This window comes from Bradyrhizobium sp. 4 (assembly GCF_023100905.1).
GTDB lineage: Bacteria > Pseudomonadota > Alphaproteobacteria > Rhizobiales > Xanthobacteraceae > Bradyrhizobium.
Window position 1 is genome coordinate 1,214,909 of sequence record NZ_CP064686.1, and the last position, 21,092, is coordinate 1,236,000.

Genomic DNA, 21,092 nt, shown 5'->3' on the forward strand with positions numbered 1-21,092 from the left:
ACGGAGTTTGAGACAACGCTCGCTCAGGGAAATCTTCCTCCAGAGACAAATCCCAGCCTCTCGAGCTGATCCGCGCATACAAGTCGAGCTTCGCGTCGATCCGAGGTGACGAGTGAGACGCTGCACGATGAGGTCGATGATCTCGGACAGATCTATGACCGCATCCGCCCGGCTCTGGTCCAGATCATGGCTGCCGCTGATACGCATTCGCAGGCTGTAGACATGCGCGCCGAGGAAATTCGCCGGTATCTGATCTGGATAGTTGGCCTTGCAACAGCGCTCGTGGGGCTGCTCGCCTTACTTTTCGGTCGTCGCATCGCCACAACGATCGTTTCGATGACGACAGCTATGCGTCAGCTCGGCGACGGTCAGTTCGACGTGAGTTTGCCGGGTCTTGGCCGAAGGGATGAACTCGGAAGATGGCCGAAGCGGTCGAAATGTTCAAACTGGAAGCGCGTGAAAAGGCACGAACCGAGCTCGACGCGAAAGCCGAACAGGATCATGCCGCCGCCGTGCAGTAGGGCCGATATTGCTCGACTCGCCGGCGAATTCGACGCCCATCGACAGCATCTCATCCGCTTCGTTGGAACTTGAAGCGTCCGCACGCAGTCTCACCTGCTCGGCCGATCACAGCCGGCAACTCTCCGTCGAGGTCGTTTCCTCGTCCGAGGAAGCATCCTCAAACCTTCGACACGTCCCGGCCGCTTCGAGCGAAATGGCGGAAACGATGACGAGCATCTGTCGGCGGGTCGAAGAAGCGGCCAATCTCGCGCATCAACGGGTTCGCAAAGTCGGGCTTAGCGACCGGCGTATGGCCGGTTTGACATCTGCGGCGGAGCGAATCGGCAGCCTGGTCGAGGTGACGCAGCGGTCGCACGGCTGATCAATTTGCTTGCGCTGAACGCCACGATTGAGCCGCCCGCGCCGGAGCGTTCGGTAGAGGCTTTGCAGTTGTCGAGCAGGAAGTGAAATCTCTCGCTGCCGAAGCCGCGCATGCAACTGTCGAGATTAGCGAGCACATTGGCGGGATTCAAGTTGCGACGGCGGAGTCGGCTGGCGCGGTCGCTGAAGTTGGCGTCATCATCGGCCGTATCCCGGGGATTGCCAGGACGGTGGTCGACGCTGTCGGAGAGCAGGAGGCAACGAGCAAGAGCATTTCTTTCAATGTGCAGGGAGCGGCGGCTAGAACTACCGGGGTGGCGGCCAGTGCCCATAAAGTGACAGACCGCGCGATCTAACCGGAGCGGCCTCGCGCCAGCTGATTACGTCGGCCCAGCTCTTGCCCGAGGAAACCAGTCGGTTGAATACGAGCTGCGGAGTTTCCCGGCCCAAGGGTCAAGCAGCTTAGGTTGGCCAGCCAACTGACGCTCCAGGGCGGTCATCGGGAGATCGCGGCGGCTGCGGGACCCGAGCGACAAGAGGAGTTCATCGGCGCGGTGTCCAGAAGGAAGGCGTTGAGATTTCGGTCGTATGCTTGGAGGCACTCGATACGGTATGGATCGGCGCCCGCATATCCCCATGATTTGGCCGGCAAGGCTGCAAGAGCCGTGACTGGTGATCTGCAAGTCGCGCGGGAGTTACCCAATGGCGCTCATGAGATGGCTCTCTTTCCTCAGATTATGGGACACAGAGTGAGCGGGACTCTTCCCTTGGCTATTCCGGTCATATGCTGACGTAGTAGGCCTCATCTCGGTCCCTGCGGGTCACGACCACCCACGTGGTGCCTCGTAGCGCAGGTTGAGCACTCGCCACGTCGTTTGCCAGACGTTGAGCTGCGTGCAAGGCCTGCAGCTCGTTTTCGAATGCCATGCCGAACGGATCCTCGACGTTTTGGTTTCCTTCAAGATTGAAATAGAAGCGCAGCATTCATCCCCTACCCATTGCCCGCGAAGCGAATAGCAGAATTCGCATCACCTGGATTTCGCTCGCCCTAGGCGGCACCGCGTGCGTTCACGGCTACCGGAAAGTGAAACCTGGCACAATCCTATCGAGCATCGCAGATAAAATAGTTCGTTCGTTTCGTACGGAAGTGAAGTGTTACAGTCACATCGATAGATGAGAGATACGATTTGTAAACGTCACCGGCCGACGTACCGATCGGAAAGTCAAACGTTGCCGCGTACTTCTCTCTTGCGATTTCGAAGTGCGACTCCCTGATCGCTCTACGGCCCTAGCGGGCTGTTTCTGCGTCATTCAAACTTGAATTCCTCGCTTTGGCTCGCTCGCGCAATGCGATGTACCTCCGAATAGGAACGCCGCGAGGCGACCGTCAAAGTGTAGGACGGGTTCGTCCGTCGCTTCGAATCGATTGATGTCGCAGCAGCGAGCGTCTAAAGTTCAGGATGGTGGCCGATCCAAAAGACGTCATGAGAATAGAAAAACAAATCACTATGATAACGTATGGTCATTCTCGCTTCGCGACGCGTTCCGTCGAGGATGTAAAGAGTCAGAGGAGACGTTGGAGAGGGCTCCGCGCAGAATTGGGGGGTAGCGCCGTAATTCGCCATTGACGTATTTCATTGTTCAACTTGAAACCCGCAGCTTTTGACAATGGGAGAGCTACGATGTTGGGTGCCGCGACCGCAACGCTTCTACGCACCGTCTTCGACGAGGTCTGCGAGGGGCTTCCCCCTTATGACACCGGAGCTCGCGCCCATGTCGCTTCGAAGATATTAGAAGCCGCCACCGGGGGCGAGACGAAACCCGAGGTCCTCAAAGAGATCGGCCGCGAAGCCCTTTCGCAAGCCCCGACCATGTGGCGGTAGCACATTTGTCAGTCAGGTGAATTTCCAAGTCACAGTGCTGAAGATCCTCGTGAGCTATCCGGATGGGTTCGCGCCGATGTCGGATCTCAAGCGCGACATGGCCATTTTAGCAACGAGTGGTCGGGACTGGTCCGAGCGCACCAAAAGAATGGCCAGCCGTGTGCCGAACCTTGATATTTTCTCGGAGGAGCTCATTGACCGTATCCATGGCGGTTGGCGCATCACCGAAAAGGGACGCGCGGTACTAGAAATCATGGAAGCACGACCGATCGCTGCAGAAGTGATGGAAAAGGCAGAGTTGGGCACCTCCGAGCAACTCAAGCCGATACCGTCGCGATCAGTTGCCGAAGCCGGCCGGCCCCATAGACGCCAGCACTAGGGTCTGTACCTAATTAGCGAGTTCTGATTCCCTGGTGCCAAGTTGATTCGGCACGGGGGACTTCGATGCGCAAAGGACTGTTCTGGCTCAATGACAAGCAGTGGGCTCAGATAGAGCCGCATCTGCCAACGAACCAGACCGGCCCGGCGCGCGAAGACGATCGACGCATTATCAGCGGTATCATTCACATGCTCCAGTGCGGCGCACGCTGGCGCGATTGCCCGTCCGACTATGGCCCTTACACGACGATCTACAATCGGTTCAATCGCTGGGCTAAGCGCGGACATTGGCAGGCGATCTTTGAAGCGCTCGCCCGCTGCGGCAAGGACCGAGTGGCTTTGTCGATCGACTCCACCTCGATCAAAGCGCATCGCTCGGCGAGCGGCGGAAAAGGGGGGAGTGTGAACAGGCGATCGGCCGCTCGCGCGGTGGGCGGACCACGAAAATCCACGCGCTGAGCGACCCTGATTGCAAACCTTGCGCATTTCATCTCACTCCGGGACAAGCCGCAGACATTGCCGCAGGGCCGGCCCTTTTGAAGCTCGCGCCGCCCATGTCTTCCCTCATTGGGGACAAAGGCTACGATGGCGACGGCTTTCGCGCCGAAATCGTCAATCGCGGCGCGAAACCCGTCATTCCAAACAAATCCAACCGGGTAACCCTCCACAGCTTCAGCAAGCGCCTCTATAAAGGGCGCAATGTTATCGAGCGCTGTTTCTGCCGGCTCAAGGATTTCAGGCGTGTTGCTACTCGCTACGACAAACTTGCCAGAAACTTCTTGGCCGCCGTCCACCTCGCCGCTCTCGTCGCTTATTGGATCAATTGAGTCTGAACCCTAAGCTCGCCAGATCAGTAAGAGAAAAGCCGACATCAGGTCTTAGCCGGGGATTCTACTCCTCATATTCGCCGCAAGGCGTGGCTAAACCTGCCTCTCTGTCCCCCGGAAGGTCACATGATTGCGGTAATGATGGCGGAACTGGCTCGCTGTTGTCGCCAGTGTGAGCGCTAGCCTGACCGGTCAAATCCGCAAGCGCTTGAATCCGGCCAAGCTCGCGCGTATCGCATCCTGGGATTGGCTGCTAGATGCGTCAGGCAAGGCTCATTCGACGGATCCTTCGTCGATCTCTCCGATGGACGTAGCATACGCGCACGCTGGCAGGCAACGGGATCATCGTGGCCGTCCATCAATCAACGCCGCCACGACTGCGCTCAGCGTCGCCGCGTCAACGGTGCCCGTGATCCAGGGTCTGGCGCAATGGAGACTGCCGCAAAACGCACTTCGCCATCCTGCAGCTGCATCGGCTCGGGCCCGCAAATGAGGACGCCTGTGCGCGCTTGCCGCCGCCAAGCCTTAACCAGATTGCGTTGAACGTCATGTCGCCGACCAACCTCGACAACACTGGCCCAGGCGCCAGACTCTCCTCCACAATCCGAAGCTTCTCGGCACTCGTCCACCGCCGTCGACGCTCTGGACCGGACAGAACCGTAACCGTCGTCACGCTTGCTTATTTGCTTGCGAATTAACGAGCAAACCATCTCATGCTCGAACCCAATCCGGGAAGGCGGCGTCCACCGGGTCCACCGGCTTTCAATTACCCACAAGTGCTTGATTCATTTGCGGGAGGGCTCGAGCAGATGAATCGGTTGTGATTCATTGTTGAGCACCTGAATCGCGACGGCGAGGTGCCTTCATGTGTTCGAGCGGTGCGATATCTCGTCGGTCGGCGGGCCCGGATGGTCACCAGGATGATCGTGATGAAAGCGCCGCGAACACTGGACTGAGCGCGAGATCGACAAGACAGCTTTCAAGGACCCGTCTTGGTCAACGATTTGGCGAGCTGTTAAGGCAAATTGGTGATGGCATGGGCGGGAGCATACCGTTCGCGTGCCAAGACTGGGCGAACACGAAGGCAGCCTACCGCTTTTTCGCCAACGAGCGCGTGGAGGAAGCCGACATTCTTAGCGGCCACTTCGGCGCCACGCGCAGTCCAACTCCATCGTGCCACAAGGCCTTGATCAGCGAACCGCCGCGTCCGCGGAACACGCACATCTCCGGCGAACGGATCACGACCAAGGCTTTCCTGCACCAATAATGACAAACCCTGCATGCCCTTTGCTGCGACCGAATGGACCGCTTGTCAGCTTGCGTTCCAGCCACAGCTTGGACCGGCTTGGTTCAGGTTAGGGACCTGGCCCGTCTACCAGCCGTTTGCCTTCTTCATCTGGTGGTTTGAATTCGACGCTTATGCGCCCACGATATTCCTCCAGGGGGGCGCCATTGCCGGGAGCGGTGGGATCGCGGCAGTCGCCGCCGCAATGATGCTTTCGGTCTTGCGCGCGCATGAGGCTCGCGATGTCACGACTTACGGATCAGCGCGTTGGGCCGATACGCGCGAGGTCAAACGGGCGGGGCTGCTAGGCAACGAAGGCCTTGTGCTCGGGCGCTTTGATGGTCGATATCTTCGCCATAATGGGCCTGAGCACGTCCTCTGCTTTGCGCCCACCCGTTCGGGCAAGGGAGTCGGCCTGGTCGTTCCTCTCTTTTGACCTGGCCGCGCTCGGTGATCGTCCACGACATCAAGGGTGAGAATTTCCAGTTGACCTCGGGATGGCGCGCGCGCCTTGGCGATGTAATCTTGTTCGACCCGACAAACGCGGCAAGCGCCGCCTACAATCCCCTTCTTGAGATTCGCCGTGGTGATTGCGAAGTACGAGACGCGCAAAATGTCGCGGATATCCTGGTCGATCCCGAAGGGGCGCTCGATCGCCGCAATCATTGGGAAAAAACCAGCCATTCTCTGCTTGTCGGCGCTATCCTGCATGTCCTCTACGCTGAAGCTGACAAGACACTTGCCGGGGTTGCCAGATTCCTTTCGGACCCGTGCCGCCCGATCGAGGCCACCCTGAATGCGATGCTTGCGACCCCTCACCTTGGTGATCGCGTCCATCCCGTCGTCGCTTCAGCTGCGCGAGAACTGCTCAACAAGAGCGAGAACGAGCGGTCGGGCGTGCTGTCGACCACAATGAGCTTCTTGGGCCTTTATCGCGACCCGGTCGTCGCTAAGGTCACCGCGCGGAGCGATTGGCGCATTTGCGATCTCGTCGACAGACCGCAGCCCGTTTCACTCTACCTCGTCGTGCCGCCATCCGACATTGTCCGCACAAAACCCCTGATGCGGCTCATCCTCAATCAGATCGGACGGCGCCTGACCGAGAGCCTGGATCCCGACCGGCGCCGTCAAAAGCTCCTCCTGATGCTCGACGAGTTTGCAGCTCTGGGCCGCCTCGACTTTTTCGAGAGCCAGCTTGCCTTCATGGCGGGCTATGGCATTCGCAGTTTCCTGATCACTCAGAGCTTGAATCAGTTAGAACGCGCCTATGGGCCGAACCACGCGATCCTCGACAATTGCCACATCCGGATAGCCTTCTCCACAAATGACGAGCGCACCGCTAAGCGCGTCTCGGATGCGCTGGGGACCGCGACCGAACTGCGCGCCATGAAAAACTATGCCGAGCATCGCTTAAGCCCCTGGCTTGGACACTTGATGGTGAGCCGCCAAGAGACGTCCCGTCCGCTCCTGACGCCTGGCGAAGTCATGCAGCTCTCATCGAAAGAGGCGATCGTGATGGTGTCGGGCCTCCACCCGCTGCGTGCCACCAAGGTTCGTTACTACGAGGACCCGCAATTTCAGAAGCGCATCTTCAAGCCGGCTACAGCAGGAACAATTCTCTTGTCCTCGCGCCCGGATGAGGACGGGTCAGGGCACCCACCCCCTGCGCCCTCGATCGAACTGCTTGCGACTCGGCAGCGAAAGCGCGGCGATCCGAACGGGGGGCTGCGGCGCGAGCTAGAATTGCCGCAGCACGAGGAGATCGAAATCAAGGCACCGCTCGCGGAACATGAGTTCGATGCTGGTCCCGATGAGCCCGACGCAGATGCGGTCCAGGCACAAGCGCTAAGCCGCGCAATGCAGGGGTTAGCGCGCGCGACCAGCCTCGACCCTGACGATGGCATGGACCTCTGAGTGGGACAAATCGGTGAAAAAGGTTCAGCTCAGTATCTACCTTGATCCGCAGACATTCAGGACCCTTGATGTCTTCGCGGAGCGTCGTGGCCAGCCCAAGTCGCTGGTCGCAGAGGCCGCGATCGCGTCATTTCTTTCGCCTGACGATTCCGACCGACGCGAGGCGGCTATTGCCAAGCGGCTGGATCGGGTCGCGCGGCTGCTCGAGCGTCTCGAACGCAATGACAGCATCACGCTCGAGACGCTCGCCTTGTTCGTTCGCTTCTGGTTGACATCGGTGCCGGCATTACCAGAACAATCCAGTCCAGCCGCTCGCGCCAAAGGCGCCGAACGTTATGATCGATTCGTTGAAGCGCTTGGCCGAAGGCTTTCCAGTGGATCAAGCGTTCTGAAAGAGGTGAGCTTCGATTCGAATGCCGCAATTCCAGAGTAATTCAACAACCGCCCGAGTGGGCGGACGATGCAGGACTACAAGGGAATTTGCAAGGGTGCTCGCGCCGAGTAACGCCGCAAACAACGATAAGGCCGAATCGAACGGTGCGAGCGCGTTAGATCGGAATCGACGGCAGATATCTGAGGGGTAGCAGCCGCATGACATGAATGCTGAAATGTGAAGGGAGTTGAGGCGACGCCCGGCCCCATCGAGCTGCCGCTCAATGGAGTAACGCTGCTTGCTTGAGCAAGGGGAAGCGTAATCCAGAGTTCTGGAAGGTCTTCTCAATGGTCGCCCTACCAGTTTTTGCGAATTGCATTGCAGGTCCTCTGTGTTAGCAGTCCACCTTGTACCGTCTTAGTGTGCGAACATCCTGTCGAAAAATGCGAGCGCGTGCATTGCCCTTCAGCAAACTGATGCGACGTTGTCCGTTTACGTCAGATTGCAATCGGGCATCGCCTGAGACCGCATGCAATATGTTTCCACAATTCCAGAGGAACGGAACTAAATCATCCTCTTTCGATCGAAGGGACAACTGCGCCAAGAGAAGCACATTGGCTTGGAGCCGTTGAATGAGACCCAATTCCCCCGAGATGGCGACGATGGCCAAGCATTCTCACACCAAGATCAATCTGATCAGCTCTCTGGCCTCACGACAAGACGGCGTTACGCAAGCAGAGTTGCGCAACGCCACGGGATGGAAGCTTGTCCCGATGCCCCTGATCACCAAGCGGTGCAAGATGAAGCTGATTACCAAACGTGCGAAGGGCAACGTCACTCGCAAGAATGGTAAGATCGCCAGCAAGAGCGGCCACTTCGCCACGTACTACATGATGGCGCATCATTCGACTACAGCAGTAACCGGAGCGACTACCGACACAGTAGGCAGAAAGCCGTATCCCTCAATGCATAAGCGAAGCGATGCGGAAAACGCGTCATGAGCCAAAGACCTGCAGGGCATTGCGCAGCTATCCGGACAACGAGGCTTGGCTATTGCCGCTTGTCGCGCCGGCTATCCCGCTTCGAAGGAACGCGGAAAAACGTTATAGCCCATTTCGATGCCAATGCCGAAATAGTGAAGCTCGGGTCGCTCGCGGAAACAACGCAGCACAGCTTTGACGTCTTGAGAGTCGATTTCCCTAGATTCTATTTCAATGTTCAGAACGCGCCGCCTCTCGCTCGCTACCGAAACGCGATCGGCTTCACGGCTTCTTTGTCCGATCAGGTCGGAACGGCCGTATGGGCGTCTAAGGCCGCACTGTGCAACTTGCCGCGAGCGCTTTGCGGCGAACTGATCCGCCGAAGCGTTCGGGTAAACGCCGAGAGTTCGAGCCTCATCGAAAGTCCGCTGTTTAGAAACATCGGCATTTCCGAGGCCAGCGTGCAAGACCGCCGAACGGTCCCGGTGGAGCAGATAGCCGCGAAACACTTCGGAAAGCCACGGAAGATCGCGGCGCGTGAGCTTCCTCGCTTTCGGCGACGCATCCTACATCACCGGCAGCGACGTCGCTGTCGATGGCAGACGCACACAGCCCTGAGTCCAACCAGCCCCCATGGGCTCGAAGAGCCCCCGTGAGAGTCATCCGTCATCCTCTACACCAGTTGCAGTGCAACGCTCGGATACTCACAATGTGCAGAAGAAGAGAATGAGAAAAATCGTTAAGGCAGCCGCCGTACAGATCAGCCCCGTGTTGTACAGCCGAGAGGGGACAGTCGAGAAGATCACCAGAAAGATTCGCGAATTGGGCAAAAAGGGGGTGCGTTTCGCCACGTTTCCCGAGACCATCATCCGGGTGCTCACTCCGGTTTGGGTGCGCATCCTTTCCCAACGTAGTTCGTGTATCGTCCCTGGAATTGCACTTAAGTACATCGACGGCTCCGACGTCAAGGCGGGCGAGCAAGGTGGACCTTTCGAAGAAGTTCTGCCACGAGCCTGTAGCAGCCGATCTGGCGCAAGTAAGCTCGCCGTCTGCAGGGGCAATTTGCATCTCAGTCCTCCATCGGATCCGGAAGCGATGCCCGGAGTGCGCAGGACCGATGGATCTCCTGGCTCGCGAGGACCGGCACAACGAGCGCTACGGCTGCAGCCATGGCGAGGGGGACCCGCTACGCGATCCACCGCCCGCCAGTGGGGCCGACAGTTCCCCTGAGGCCCTGACAAGTGAGTGGTCGCACTGGGCCTGCTGATACGTTTCAACAGCCGTAGGACGGGCTCGACGCGCGGCACGCGAACGGTTGTAAGTCCTATCGCACGCTGGTGATGCATGCCGGAAATGGGTGAGGCGCAGGTGTATTTGGTCGCGCGCATGAGCTGGTGCTCTTCTTACGAGGCGCATCACCCCACAGGGAATAAGGCCGGTGCGTCCGCGCGGGTCGTTCGCGACCTCGAGGGTGCGAGGGCGTCATCTAGGTTGCGCCTACGCCTCTTTTTGAATCGGTAAGTTTGTCGATTTGAAGTAAGGGTGCACGCACCGTCCGCGAAATCGCGCGTCTGTCGGCGACCTGACGGTCTAGAGGGTCAAGAGGCTACGAGACGTCTGCCGCTGGTCTTTAGGAATCCGCCGTTTCTTTCTTTCGGTACGCCAGACTGCGACCAGAATGTCCCCGCGGTTGAAGCGGCATGCGGTCTCGGCCCTTTTGTCGTGCGTCATCGCAGGGCGATTCATCCGTTTGGGCCGAACAGCGATCTGCTCCGGCGAATGTCCCATCGCAACGCTTTTGCTCACGCGGCTTCGTAGGTCTGGCTGGCGTGCCAGCTTGAAGCGACAATCCCACCGCCTGCGTCGATCGGCCAATAGCGTAGCCGCCGGTCCAAACCTTCGTCGGCCTCGAATTATGCTTAATTTCCCGACTGATCGTCGATGACGCCCGGCCAAGCACAGACGCAATTTGATTTGAGATATACCGCCTGCATGCAGGATCTCAACTCGCTCTTTAAGGCTGAGCTGGCCATAACATCGTCCCATCGCAACAACACCTTAGCAGCTGTTGCACTTGCATCGTGAACCCAAGCGAGATCGCCAGAAACATCATCCTTGAAAGTTCAGCGAAGGGGCAGCCCGGCATCGAATCCTAAGTTTCCATCTCGTCCGTCCTCTACGTCCACTTTGAGACACCAAGGGTCGGAAATCCAACAACGCGGCGCGGCCCTGCCAGAGTTCGATCGCGGCGCCTATGCGTATTTCACGTCTTTCAGCAAGGCGCATGATGTGCTCGAGCGGCACGCGGATTGCTGGGGTGAGGAGCAAGGAGCCGTCGAGGAAAGTGGTCGCAGCGGTCCCGTCGTCAGAGTCATCGATGAGGCTTGCCCAATTGGTGTCCAATATCGCTCTCTGATGCAGCTTATGGTCGGAAATGCACAACCCGTTAACATCAATGTGGCCATTGGTTCGAAGCTTACGTTGCTCGCCAAAGAGAATGTGGGCTCGTGAAAGCAGAAGACCAGACACGAGGCTTTGGAGCTTCGGCGCGAAGCCGAGCGTTCATCTAGAGTACGCAAGCCGCGCCATTTCAGGTATCTGTCTCCGCCAACTTCCGCCCGAGCAAACCGATCGAGAATGGTCCGGCGGCTCGGAACACCACTTCGACTGTGCGATCGGCGAGCGCGTTCTGTGGGGTTCGACCGCAACTCTTGAATGGCCTGGCGCTCAACTTGCCGCCTGTCCCAAAACGGTCGATCCGCAATCCCGCCGCCCGATCCTACTGCGTCCCGCGGTGCAGGCGTCGCGCTGGAGCGCCGGCGGCATGATGATGCCTGCCGCCATCGTCCTCTACGTAGCCTTGATCGACAGATAGAGCGCGAGTACGAGCCCATGAGGATAGCAAAACCAGGGCTTATCGAAGTCGCCTTCAGTGGTTCTCTCGACAGCATTCCGCTCGATGCGCAATTCAGCGTACTGGCCAATGGGACAACGGCTGTTTTCGGCCCGCCGGGCTGCGGCAACACCTGGGTGGCGCGTTGCATTGCCGGTGCCGCGCATCTGCCAACTGGCTTCTGTGCCGTCGACGGTGAGGTGTGGCAGGATGAAGGCACGTTCCGCCTGCCGCATCTGCGTCCCATCGGCCATGTATTCCAGCGGCCGATCCTTCTTTCAAATCTGTCTGTCAGGGGCAACCTGCTTTGCGGCGCACCCAAATCCAAACCGAGCGCGATTGAGCTCGATGAGGTGGTCCAATTGCTCGAGTTGGCACCGCTGCTTGACCGTTCTCCCTTATTCCTTTCTGCCGCCGAGCGGCAGCGTGTCGCCATTGGCAACGCACTATTATGCCAACCCCGACTACTTCTGATGGAAGAGCCGCTCGCCGCTCTCGATCACTCCACCAAGCGCGAGCTTCTGCCATTCCTCGAGCGATTGCATGAGAAACTCACGCTGCCGATAATCTATATCAGCCATGACATGGCTGATATAGAACGCCTGGCCGACCATCTCGTTATGATGAAAGACGGCGTGGTTACGGCCGTTGGGCCGTTGCATGTCCTGCAGAGTGACCTTGCGCTGCCGCTTGCCGCGCGCCACGAAGCCGCCGTCAGTTTTGATGCCCTGGTCAGCGGCTATGACGAGAGATATGGGCTCCTCGTCCTCGGCTTTGGAGGCGCGCGCCTGTTGGTGCCAGGGGAGCCGCTCACACTCGGCGCGCAGCAGCGGCTTCGCATCGCAGCCTGCGACGTCAGCGTCGCGCGTGAGATCCCGCGCGCAAGCTCCATCCTCAATGTGTTTCCAGCGCGCATCAAAGCCTCCGTTTTGCTCGGCGGTGCTGAGGTCACGTTGCTGCTTGCGCTCGAGGGCAGCGGCTCGGGCACGCGCTTCTTATCGCGCATTACGCGCCGCTCCTTTGATGCGCTAGGGCTCGAGGATGGGATGGACGTATTTGCTCAAGTGACAGGGCTTTCGCTCGTTTCGTCCTCTGAAACGCTACTGAAGGATTGACGGCTTCCACGCGAGAGGGAGATCCTGCACAGGAAAACACGGGGCGCTTGAGTCCATCAACCGTTGAAGGCGGCATAACCTTCTAGTGGATCGGATCCAACAGTGCCCTCGTTTGACGGCGAAGGCCGCGCCTGAGGCGTCGTTTTGAAAGTTTGGCGAAGAGGCGTTCGACGGCTTGAGCCACGACAGACGTGGGCGTGAAATGGAAGGTGAACGCCAATGGCGATCGAGCCATTTGCGGACCTTCGGATGCTTATGGGTCGCATAGTTGTCGAGAATGACGTGAACAGCTTTTTTGGCAGGTACTTGAGTGTCGATCTGGTTGAGGAACGGATGAGCTCTTGATGCGATGCTTCTGCATGTATCGTCCGATGACTTGCTTCGTCGGGAATTGCCGGACGCGATACGTATAACTTGAAACCGATCAAGATGTGGAGTGGTGAACTCCGCCTTCTGCCTGACCTTCCCGCCTCGTCGGTCTACAGGCGCGTCAAGAACGTCCGACCGACGGATTGCCTGAGAAGCTCCAAACAGCTGGTCCCATATGCGACATGCGTCGCAACGAGCGTGATGTACAATCACCGCCAGCGCCGCTCTGTCAAAACCGCCGCCCTGTTCCAGTCATCTGGCCCCTGGTACAATGTTCTTTATATCCAGGTACTCATCGCGATCCTGATTGGCGTTCTCGGGCTGGTTGTGGCCTGCTGTGGGGACGAACAGCTGGGTGAAAGCGCTTGGTGACGGATTCATCAAGCTGATCAAAATGGTGATCGCGCCGATCATCTTCTGCACTGTTGTGTCCGGCATTGCGCATGTTCAGGATGCACGAAAGGTCGGCCGAGTCGGCGTCAAGGCGTTGCTTTACTTCGAGATCGTGTCAACCTTCGCGCTGATCCTGGGTCTCGTGATGGGCAATCTCGTTCAGGCCGGCCATGGGCTCGCTCCCAGGGCTGATGCCGCGGCGGTAGCCAACTACGTCAAAAGAGCGGAAGGGCAGAAGGCGGTCGATTTCCTCCTCAATATTATTCCGGATAGCGTAGTTGGCGCTCTGGCCCGAGGCGACGTGCTACAGGTGCTGCTGTTTGCCATCCTATTCGGGTTCTCACTGATGGCGCTTGGCGAGCGGGGTGAACGGATGCGCAGTCTGGTCGACGATGCTGCACACGCGGTGTTTGGTGTCCTTACTGCGACCGGGAGAGGCGGAAAAATAGTAAGCTCCGGACCATTGCTCATCGCTGATTTCTCGCCTCGCCATCGAGGGGTCGGCGTTTCTCTACGCTAGACTACGAACGGCATATTCCCTTTGTTGCGGTAACACGCGATCTATCTTTTACTTGCCTTCAGATGAGGACGCCGAAGCGGCCTCAGCAGCTTGGGGCAAATCGTGGCGATCCATTCCTTTGATTCAGAAGCGAACTTGCGCGGAGCGCGTATGCTGCGTACCGCGTTGGGGCCCGCCATCGCAGGGTTTTTGGAAGATCCGGCAATCGTCGAGGTGATGCTCAATCCCGACGGCCGGCTGTGGATCGACCGACTGTCGAGCGGCCTTACAGACACCGGAGAGAGCCCTTCGGCAGCGGATGGCGAACGAATCGTCCGACTGGTCGCGCACTATGTAGGAGCAGAAGTTCATCCCGGCTCGCCCCGGATTTCGGCTGAGCTGCCGGAAACGGGGGAACGTTTCGAAGGATTGCTGCCGCCGGTTGTTGCCGCGCCGACCTTTGCCATCCGCAAACCGGCGATCGCCGTGTTTGGCCTCGACGAGTATGTCGCCGCGGACATTATGAACGCGAGCCAAGCGAGCGCGCTTCGCAACGCGGTCGCCGCACGGAAGAACATCTTGGTCGCCGGCGGCACCTCGCGCCATTGGCCAACAGTTCCGTAACCAGGTCGGCGAGCTATTGGGCGAAGGTCATCAACTTCTTAACGTGATCGAGCCGCTCCTGTCGATTCATGAACATATCTCCCAGCAGCAGAGCAAATTCGACGACGAGGTCCGCCGATTGGCGAAGTCTGACGAGACGACGCGTCGCCTGATGACGGTTCCTGGTGTCGGCGTGGTGACTGCCTTGACGTTCCGCCATACGATCGATGACCCTCCCGCTTCCGATCGGCCTCGACAGTCGGCGCCTATCTCGGCCTCGCACCTCGGCGCAACCAATCTGGTGAAACTGACACTAGTGGCAAGATATCCCGATGGGGCGACAGGCTTCTCCGAACCTACCTGTTCGAGGCAGCGACCGTCCTTCTCTATCGGACCAAAAAATGGTCTTCCCTCAAGGCCTGGGGAATAAAGCTCGCGAAGCGGGTCGGCATGAAAAAGGCAAAGGTCGCCATTGCGCGCAAGATCGCTGTGATCCTCCACTGCATTTGGGTCGATGGTACGTCGTTCGACTGGGGCCACGCGCCTGCCTGACCTTAATTTTGCAAGTTCCTGGCCCGGTCCGCCGGGCCCGGCGATGTCCCGCTGGGACGGTGGTCGTGGTGACCTCGGTCAATCGGCTGGTGGCGGGCTCGCCCGCACGCCGTTGCAAACGATGAGGCACCCGATCCGGACATCATCATGAGGCGCTTGCGACCTCGGAAAGGACCATGACCCCAGCGACGGGCAGCTGATCGCATTGTGATTTAGGTAACGGCTAATCGGCCCACGACTACCGAGCTGGCTATCGATCTACCAGCCGCGCTCGCCCCGTCTCCGCAACCCCGACCCGCTCCGACGGGTCGAGCGCTACCGTCTTGCCGAATGGCTTCAAAAAGAGAATTGACATCAATCCCCAATTAAAGGGCCGATTGACAGAAGGCTCGACGCCAGCTTCAGCCAGGCGCTCGGTGTACTTAATGGATTGGGCGAATTCAATCGGTCGTCGCAACACCCGGAGGTTGGAGGTTGCGATGAACGTTGTAAGGCGCCGGTCGGTGCGGCCAGCACGAGCCCCATTGCCATCGCCAGGACGGCCGTCTGTTGCAGGGCGCGATGAACAGAATAAATTGTGGCGGGCGATTGCCGCGGGGCTGGCAGCGAAGATGCTGCGCTGGAAGCCGGATTGTCACAACCTGTCGGAAGCAGATTATTCCGAAAGGCGGGCGGCATGCCGCCAGCGATGTTCGGATCTTCGGCAAAGGCGCTCTCCGGGCGGTAGCTCTCGTTGGTCGAGCGCGAGGAGATCGCACTTCTCAGGTGCAGGGCCATTCCATACAGGCGCAACACGACCACCCGCAGCGGCGGGTTGGGAATATCGGGCAACAACTGCCCAATGGGAGCGAATCGATCCGCCCGCCGGGGCAAGCCGACCAAGCTTGCGCTCAATGTAACCTTGCGCACTTATGTGGAGGAGAGACTTGCTGGCGGCGTCGTAGCCTCCAGCGGCGCTCCCGTTCCTGGTCCCGCCGTTCCGTGGACGGGACGCCGGCATGCCCCGAATGATCGGCGATGGGCAGTCTGTGGACGGCTCCGGGTTGGCAAGGAGAATCTTCAGTTGCGGCGTTGGTCGGAGCAACCATGTGTTCGGTCCTGTTGTGCGGTACTCATGACCGCTGGCGATAGTGCCCTCCGCGGATCAGGTCCCGATCAAAAGCACGGATTCGAAGATGCCATGGCCCATGTGGGTTGTCCTGATCGCCGGATCGACCGGCGCTGCATTAGTGCTGTTCGCCCTTCCAACCGTTACGTCACACCCGGATGACCGGCTGTGATCTCGTTCACGCCGTAAGAGCGGCGGGTTCCTTGTAGGGTTCGTTCCTGGCCATCATCGCCCATGCCATCCTGGCGAGCTTATTGGCGAGTGCGATGGCTGCGACCTTGGTGGGGCGCCGTGCCAGCAACGCAGTGAGCCAGGGCCGATGGCCCGCGCCATGGATCTTGGCATAGCGGATCACGGCGAGTGCGCCCGCTGTGAACAGGCTGCGTAAAATAGCGATCGCCTTGCTTGCTGATACTGCCAAGCTTGTCCTTGCCCCCACTGGAGTTCTGCTTCGGCACGAGCCCGACCCAGGCCGAGAAGTCCCGCCTCGACCGGAAGGCCTTGGCATCGGCAACGCTTGCGACTAGCGCCGTTGCCAGTGCTGGACCGACTCCAGGGATCGCATCCAGTCGCTTGCTCGTCGCGTTTGATCGATGCCAGGCAATAATGCGCCTATCGAACTCCAGGATCTGAGCCTTCAGGGCCCGCAACTGACTGCCGAGAGCCGCAAGACACGCGCGGGCCACCTCCGGGAGCCGGCGGTCAGCTGGATCGGCGACGACTTCCAACAGCTGTCCGACACCCCTGCGCCCGACGGGGGCAACAATCCCGAACTCGGCCAGATATGCGCGGATCGAGTTGATGACGGCAGTCTGCTGGCGAATGAAGAGATGGCGTACGCGATGAAGCATCAGACAGCTCTGTTGCTCGTTCGTCTTGGTCGGCACGAACCGCATGTTGGGCCTTGTGACCGCCTCGCAAATAGCCTCCGCATCGGTGCTGTCGTTCTTCTGCCGCTTGACGTAGGGCTTCACATAGGCCGGAGGCATCAATCGCACCGTATGCCCCAACGCCTGCAGCTCGCGGGACCAATGGTGCGATGAAGCGCAAGCCTCGATCCCAACTAGGCACGGCGGCAACTTCTCAAAGAACGATAGCACGAAACGGCGCTTGAGCTGACGACGTATGACCACCTGGCCGGCTGCATCGACCCCATGTACTTGGAAGACCGACTTCGCGATATCCAGACCAATCGTTGAAATTGACTGCATAGGCTGCTCCTCCGAATCGTGGGAGCCTTAAACGGCGCCCACTCCTTGGCACTCTCGTGGCCGTGGAGGAGCCGTCCACATGGGGTAATCGCGGGAGCGAGTCGCCCCTCAAGCCGGGTCAACCGACAATGGAAGTTGGTGGCTGTTCCCCGATAGGATGGAAATACGGGCTCACGGCCGGACGCCGGGCCCAAGCATCGAATGGAGAACAGCCATGGAAGAATATATCGGTCTCGACGTGTCGATGAAAGAGACGTCAGTCTCGATCCGCCGAGCAGGTGAACGGATCTGGCGCGGCAAGTGCGCATCTGATCCCAGAATCATGGCCGAGCTCATCCGCAAGCGGGCGCCATCCGTGAAACGCGTCGTATTCGAGACCGGACCGCTGTCGGTGTGGTTCTATCATTCTCTGCGCGCCGAAGGCTTGCCGGCGATCTGCATCGATGCGCGCCATGCTAAAGCGGCGCTCGATATGGCGGCGAATAAGACGGACGCAAACGACGCCGATGGCCTGGCGCAACTCGCGGAAGTCGGCTTCTTTCGTGAGGTGCGTGTGAAGGGATTCGACAGCATGCTGACCCGCACGCTTGTCGCAGCGCGGACGCGGCTGGTCCGAATCACTACCGAGCTTTCCAACCAGATCCGCGGCGTCATGAAAACCTTCGGTCTGGTCGTTTCTGCCGGAAAGGGAAGCACCTTCGAGAAGAACGTCCGGAGCCTTCTTGCCGATCAGGACGGACTTGCATCGATCGTGCTTCCGATGCTGGAAGCCTGGCGTGGCATTCGCATCCGCGCCGCCGAACTTGGACGCCAGTTGGTCCAGGACGCGCACCAGAGTGAGGCTTGCCGCATCCTTATGTCCATTCCCGGCATCGGTGCGATCACCGCAACCGCCTTCACAACAGCCATTGAGAGGCCGGACAACTTCAGGAAATCCCGATCTGTTGCCGCCTGGATCGGCCTGACAACGCGCCGCTACCAATCCGGAGAAGTCGATTATGACGGCCATATATCCCGACGGGGCGACCACCATTTGCGAGGGCTTCTGTACGAAGCGGCTGCGGTCATTCTGACGCGCAGCTCAACCGACAGCACTCTGCGCACGTGGGGTCTGAAGCTCCGGGAGAGGATCGGCTTCAAAAGAGCTGCCGTGGCCGTAGCGCGCAAACTGGCGGTTATAATGCATACGATGCTTAAGACTGGCGAACTCTTCAATCCGAATGCCGGAGCCACCGCATAAGCCCGATCGCGTTCAGAACCCGAACGCCCAAGGTGTCCCTGCCGGGACGTGAGCCGAGCCATTCCGCTGATGCTGTTGCACTGCTGACTCAGCAAAGTGCGTCGTCCAGATTGAAGGCTCGTCCTGCGAAGCTCCATCATGCGGCGGCTAATGCCGACCGCGAAGACAACCATGCACCCGGCAGTGTCCCCTGAACGAAATTATATGCTTGACGCCTCAGCAGCGATTAGACAACAACAGCATCAAAGCCCCTGAGCAGATTGCCCGACGCTTGCCGATCGATTTCCCGGACGACAAGACGATGCGCATCAGTCACGAAGCTATCTATCAAGCTCTCTTCGTTCAGGGCCCTGGAGCGCTGGGCCGCGAGCGAACGGTCTGCATGCGAACAGGGCGTGCGTTACGGATGCCCAGAGCGCGCGTACGCAGGCGAGGCAAGGGCTTTATCGCCCTGAGATCATGACCAGTGAGCGCCCTGCTCAAGCTGCCGATCGAGCAGTGCGGGGACATTGTTCGTGAAGCGCCTCCGCCGGCGTTTTCCAGCCTTTCTCAGTCGGGCATTGAGGCCGCTGCCACAGCGGATATCTCTTTGGCTTGTGGATGCTCAGGTCTGTGCCTTGGCTCGCTGGCTATCTCGCCCGCGCCAACGATCCTCCGCCCGGCAACATGGTCATGTGGCGCGGGTTATTCGCGCCTGACCGACATCGCGCTGGGCGTCATGGTCGGCGCAGAAATTGTGGGTAATTGAAAGTTTCACCGGGGGCTTACGACGCGCAGCTGAACGATCATTTGCTGGGTGGCGTTGCCAGCAACTCGGGGGCGATCCTTAGGTCTTGGGCATCATTAATCCTCGACTATTCGGAAGAACTCGCCATCCTGCTGACAACGCGGTTTCTTTGCGCCTGCCACGGCAGCCGGCTGAAACAACGGTGCATGGCAGGTCGAATTCGGCTGCGCGTTTCGTCCTGCTATTCCATGCTCAGTTCGTGACGACCCACGACCATCCAGTGGACCTCATCGGGACCGTCGGTCATGCGCAGCTGGCGGACATCAGTGTACATCTCTGCGAGCGGTGTCCAGTTCGAGATGCCGGTCGCGCCGTGCATTTGGATCGACTGATCGATGATTCGGGAGGCACGCTCCGGCACCATCGCCTTGATCATGCTGACCCAGACACGCGCCTCCTTGTTACCAAGCACATCCATGGCTTTCGCGGCCTTCAGCACCATCAGCCGCATGGCTTCGATTTCGCAGCGCGCCTGCGCGATGATCTGCAGATTACCGCCGAGACGAGCAATCTTCTTGCCGAAGGCCTCACGAGTGAGCCCGCGCCTCACCATCATGTCAAGTGCTTTTTCCGCCTTGCCGATGACGCGCATGCAGTGATGGATGCGGCCCGGGCCGAGGCGGAGTTGCGAGATCTCGAAGCCGCGGCCCTCTCCGAGCAGGATGTTTTCTTTCGGTACCCGGACATTGTTGAAGCGCAGGTGCATGTGGCCGCGCGGCGCGTGGTCCTGTCCGAAAACGTGCATGGGTCCGAGGATCTCGACGCCGGGCGTGTCCTTCGGCACCAAGATCTGCGAATGCTGCCTGCCCGGTGATGCATCCGAGTTGGTCCTCGCCATCACGATCATTATCCTGCAGCGCGGATCGCCTGCGCCGGAGATGAAGTATTTTTCGCCGTTGATCACCCAATCGTCACCGACAAGCCTGGCGGATGTCGAAATATTCTTGGCGTCGGATGAGGCCACGTTTGGCTCCGTCATGGCGTAAGCCGAACGGATCTCCCCGTTGAGCAACGGCTTCAGCCACTTCTCCTTCTGCTCTGGCGTGCCAACGCGCTCCAACACCTCCATGTTGCCGGTATCGGGCGCCGCGCAGTTCATGGTCTCTGGTGCAAGCAGGTTCTTGCCAAGCTCGGCGGCAATGTAGGCGAAGTCCAAATTCTTCATTCCCTCGCCGGTGTGCGCATCGGGCAGAAAGAAGTTCCACAAGCCCTCCGCCTTTGCCCTGGACTTCGCCTGCTCAAGCATTCCGAGATGCGCCGGGGTGAAGCTCCAGCGGTCGGCTGTGTTCTCGGCAAGCTTCTCGAGCTCGGCCGAAATCGGTTCCACAGTATCGCGGATGAATTCTCGCACGCGGCGATACAAAGGGCGTACGTCCTCAGACATGCGGAGATCGTTCAGCTCGTCCCCGGGGCTCAAGCAGTAATTGGTACAACGGATCGGTTCGGTCAGGTTCATGATCAGCTCCTTGTTCGAGCCGGGTCTCACCGGCCGGCCTTTCTTCGGCAAGCTCCTGCTGCCTGGATCGCCTTTGTCAAGCTTTATGGTAGCAGGCGAAATGGCAGCTCACTGGACTCTATGTTGTCCCTAGCATTTTTCACCTGCCTGCTCACTCCCTAGAACATGCCGCCTTCAAATGTTAATGGACTCGGCTAGCCCGTGCTTTCCTGTGCAGAATCTAACGGCGTGCTACGCACGGACAGAGGTCGGGGACACCCACATCGCGGAAGTAGTCCCCTTCCTTTCCTGACGATGAGAAGGGCAGGTGAGTACCGTCGTACCGGTCAAAAACGTTAGCTCCC

14 protein-coding genes and 10 pseudogenes are annotated in these 21,092 nt (G+C 59.2%); 17 read left to right on the forward strand and 7 right to left on the reverse strand.

Going from position 1 to position 21,092, the window contains the following annotated elements; genetic code table 11:
- Positions 1 to 105 precede the first annotated feature (105 nt).
- On the forward strand, positions 106 to 594 hold the full coding sequence (locus IVB45_RS05605; RefSeq protein ID WP_247363212.1) for a HAMP domain-containing protein: 489 nt from the start codon (positions 106 to 108) through the stop codon (positions 592 to 594).
- Positions 595 to 926: 332 nt separating this feature from the next.
- Positions 927 to 1,238: pseudogene (locus tag IVB45_RS05610) on the forward strand (methyl-accepting chemotaxis protein); the annotation flags it as partial.
- A gap of 424 nt (positions 1,239 to 1,662) precedes the next feature.
- Here IVB45_RS05610 and IVB45_RS05615 read toward each other — a convergent pair.
- A complete protein-coding gene (locus tag IVB45_RS05615) occupies positions 1,663 to 1,866 on the reverse strand; it encodes a hypothetical protein (RefSeq protein WP_247363210.1) in 204 nt (67 codons plus the stop codon).
- A gap of 698 nt (positions 1,867 to 2,564) precedes the next feature.
- Between IVB45_RS05615 and IVB45_RS05620 the strand changes: the two genes are divergently transcribed.
- From IVB45_RS05620 to IVB45_RS05655, 7 genes and pseudogenes are all read left to right on the forward strand, one after another.
- Positions 2,565 to 2,765, forward strand: a complete 201-nt coding sequence (locus IVB45_RS05620; protein WP_247363208.1) for a hypothetical protein — start codon at positions 2,565 to 2,567, stop codon at positions 2,763 to 2,765.
- Positions 2,766 to 2,781: 16 nt separating this feature from the next.
- The gene (locus IVB45_RS05625; protein WP_247363207.1) at positions 2,782 to 3,144 is read left to right on the forward strand and encodes a hypothetical protein; all 363 of its coding nucleotides are present in this window, start codon (positions 2,782 to 2,784) and stop codon (positions 3,142 to 3,144) included.
- A 65-nt stretch (positions 3,145 to 3,209) separates the two neighbouring features.
- Positions 3,210 to 3,970, forward strand: a pseudogene (locus tag IVB45_RS05630) (IS5 family transposase).
- 988 nt (positions 3,971 to 4,958) lie between these two features.
- Positions 4,959 to 5,114 (forward strand): annotated as a pseudogene (locus IVB45_RS39015) (transposase); the annotation flags it as partial.
- A gap of 136 nt (positions 5,115 to 5,250) precedes the next feature.
- Positions 5,251 to 7,169: pseudogene (locus tag IVB45_RS05645) on the forward strand (conjugal transfer protein TraG).
- A 13-nt stretch (positions 7,170 to 7,182) separates the two neighbouring features.
- Positions 7,183 to 7,602 carry a CopG family transcriptional regulator gene (locus tag IVB45_RS05650; protein WP_247359477.1) on the forward strand — a complete coding sequence of 140 codons (420 nt, stop codon included), beginning with the start codon at positions 7,183 to 7,185 and terminating at the stop codon, positions 7,600 to 7,602.
- A 572-nt stretch (positions 7,603 to 8,174) separates the two neighbouring features.
- Positions 8,175 to 8,543 (forward strand): hypothetical protein, encoded by a 369-nt coding sequence (locus tag IVB45_RS05655; RefSeq protein WP_247359478.1) that lies wholly within the window; start codon positions 8,175 to 8,177, stop codon positions 8,541 to 8,543.
- Between the two features lie 71 nt (positions 8,544 to 8,614).
- Here IVB45_RS05655 and IVB45_RS05660 read toward each other — a convergent pair whose 3' ends face one another.
- The gene (locus IVB45_RS05660; RefSeq protein WP_247501306.1) at positions 8,615 to 9,031 is read right to left on the reverse strand and encodes a hypothetical protein; all 417 of its coding nucleotides are present in this window, start codon (positions 9,029 to 9,031) and stop codon (positions 8,615 to 8,617) included.
- 1,606 nt (positions 9,032 to 10,637) lie between these two features.
- On the opposite strand from IVB45_RS05660, the gene IVB45_RS05665 reads away from it, so the two are divergent.
- Together IVB45_RS05665 and modC are read left to right on the forward strand one after the other, a co-directional pair.
- Positions 10,638 to 11,033 carry a hypothetical protein gene (locus IVB45_RS05665; RefSeq protein ID WP_247359451.1) on the forward strand — a complete coding sequence of 132 codons (396 nt, stop codon included), beginning with the start codon at positions 10,638 to 10,640 and terminating at the stop codon, positions 11,031 to 11,033.
- Positions 11,034 to 11,414: 381 nt separating this feature from the next.
- The gene (gene modC, locus IVB45_RS05670) at positions 11,415 to 12,530 is read left to right on the forward strand and encodes a molybdenum ABC transporter ATP-binding protein (protein ID WP_247359453.1); all 1,116 of its coding nucleotides are present in this window, start codon (positions 11,415 to 11,417) and stop codon (positions 12,528 to 12,530) included.
- A 121-nt stretch (positions 12,531 to 12,651) separates the two neighbouring features.
- Here modC and IVB45_RS05675 read toward each other — a convergent pair.
- Positions 12,652 to 12,906: pseudogene (locus IVB45_RS05675) on the reverse strand (transposase); the annotation flags it as partial.
- 194 nt (positions 12,907 to 13,100) lie between these two features.
- Between IVB45_RS05675 and IVB45_RS05680 the strand changes: the two are divergent.
- Positions 13,101 to 13,713: pseudogene (locus IVB45_RS05680) on the forward strand (cation:dicarboxylase symporter family transporter); the annotation flags it as partial.
- Between the two features lie 249 nt (positions 13,714 to 13,962).
- Positions 13,963 to 14,391, forward strand: a pseudogene (locus IVB45_RS05685) (ATPase, T2SS/T4P/T4SS family); the annotation flags it as partial.
- 37 nt (positions 14,392 to 14,428) lie between these two features.
- Here the strand turns inward: IVB45_RS05685 and IVB45_RS05690 are convergent.
- Positions 14,429 to 14,614 (reverse strand): hypothetical protein, encoded by a 186-nt coding sequence (locus IVB45_RS05690; protein ID WP_247363376.1) that lies wholly within the window; start codon positions 14,612 to 14,614, stop codon positions 14,429 to 14,431.
- A gap of 74 nt (positions 14,615 to 14,688) precedes the next feature.
- Here IVB45_RS05690 and IVB45_RS05695 point away from each other — a divergent pair.
- Positions 14,689 to 14,946, forward strand: a pseudogene (locus IVB45_RS05695) (transposase); the annotation flags it as partial.
- Between the two features lie 354 nt (positions 14,947 to 15,300).
- Here the strand turns inward: IVB45_RS05695 and IVB45_RS05700 are convergent.
- Positions 15,301 to 15,828 (reverse strand): hypothetical protein, encoded by a 528-nt coding sequence (locus tag IVB45_RS05700; RefSeq protein ID WP_247363375.1) that lies wholly within the window; start codon positions 15,826 to 15,828, stop codon positions 15,301 to 15,303.
- A 404-nt stretch (positions 15,829 to 16,232) separates the two neighbouring features.
- Positions 16,233 to 17,265: pseudogene (locus IVB45_RS05705) on the reverse strand (IS110 family transposase).
- A 214-nt stretch (positions 17,266 to 17,479) separates the two neighbouring features.
- On the opposite strand from IVB45_RS05705, the gene IVB45_RS05710 reads away from it, so the two are divergent.
- The 3 genes and pseudogenes from IVB45_RS05710 (at position 17,480) to IVB45_RS05720 (ending at position 19,253) form a co-directional block, all read left to right on the forward strand.
- Positions 17,480 to 18,505, forward strand: a complete 1,026-nt coding sequence (locus IVB45_RS05710; RefSeq protein ID WP_247363374.1) for an IS110 family transposase — start codon at positions 17,480 to 17,482, stop codon at positions 18,503 to 18,505.
- Positions 18,506 to 18,752: 247 nt separating this feature from the next.
- Positions 18,753 to 19,015: pseudogene (locus tag IVB45_RS05715) on the forward strand (IS30 family transposase); the annotation flags it as partial.
- Positions 18,972 to 19,253, forward strand: a complete 282-nt coding sequence (locus tag IVB45_RS05720; protein ID WP_247363377.1) for a hypothetical protein — start codon at positions 18,972 to 18,974, stop codon at positions 19,251 to 19,253. The pseudogene IVB45_RS05715 and the gene IVB45_RS05720, both read left to right, overlap by 44 nt.
- Before the next feature lie 220 nt (positions 19,254 to 19,473).
- Here the strand turns inward: IVB45_RS05720 and IVB45_RS05725 are convergent, their stop codons facing one another.
- Positions 19,474 to 20,748, reverse strand: coding sequence for an acyl-CoA dehydrogenase family protein (locus tag IVB45_RS05725; RefSeq protein WP_247363373.1), 1,275 nt, complete (start codon positions 20,746 to 20,748; stop codon positions 19,474 to 19,476).
- Positions 20,749 to 21,092 lie beyond the last annotated feature (344 nt).

Excerpts from the sequence above, each read along its gene's own strand:
- IVB45_RS05620 (WP_247363208.1), top strand. The coding sequence starts at position 2,565 with ATGTTGGGTGCCGCGACCGCAACGCTTCTACGCACCGTCTTCGACGAG.
- modC (WP_247359453.1), top strand. The coding sequence starts at position 11,415 with ATGAGGATAGCAAAACCAGGGCTTATCGAAGTCGCCTTCAGTGGTTCT.
- IVB45_RS05725 (WP_247363373.1), bottom strand. The coding sequence starts at position 20,748 with ATGAACCTGACCGAACCGATCCGTTGTACCAATTACTGCTTGAGCCCC.
- IVB45_RS05615 (WP_247363210.1), bottom strand. The coding sequence starts at position 1,866 with ATGCTGCGCTTCTATTTCAATCTTGAAGGAAACCAAAACGTCGAGGAT.
- IVB45_RS05655 (WP_247359478.1), top strand. The coding sequence starts at position 8,175 with ATGAGACCCAATTCCCCCGAGATGGCGACGATGGCCAAGCATTCTCAC.
- IVB45_RS05710 (WP_247363374.1), top strand. The coding sequence starts at position 17,480 with ATGGAAGAATATATCGGTCTCGACGTGTCGATGAAAGAGACGTCAGTC.
- IVB45_RS05690 (WP_247363376.1), bottom strand. The coding sequence starts at position 14,614 with ATGGCGGAACGTCAAGGCAGTCACCACGCCGACACCAGGAACCGTCAT.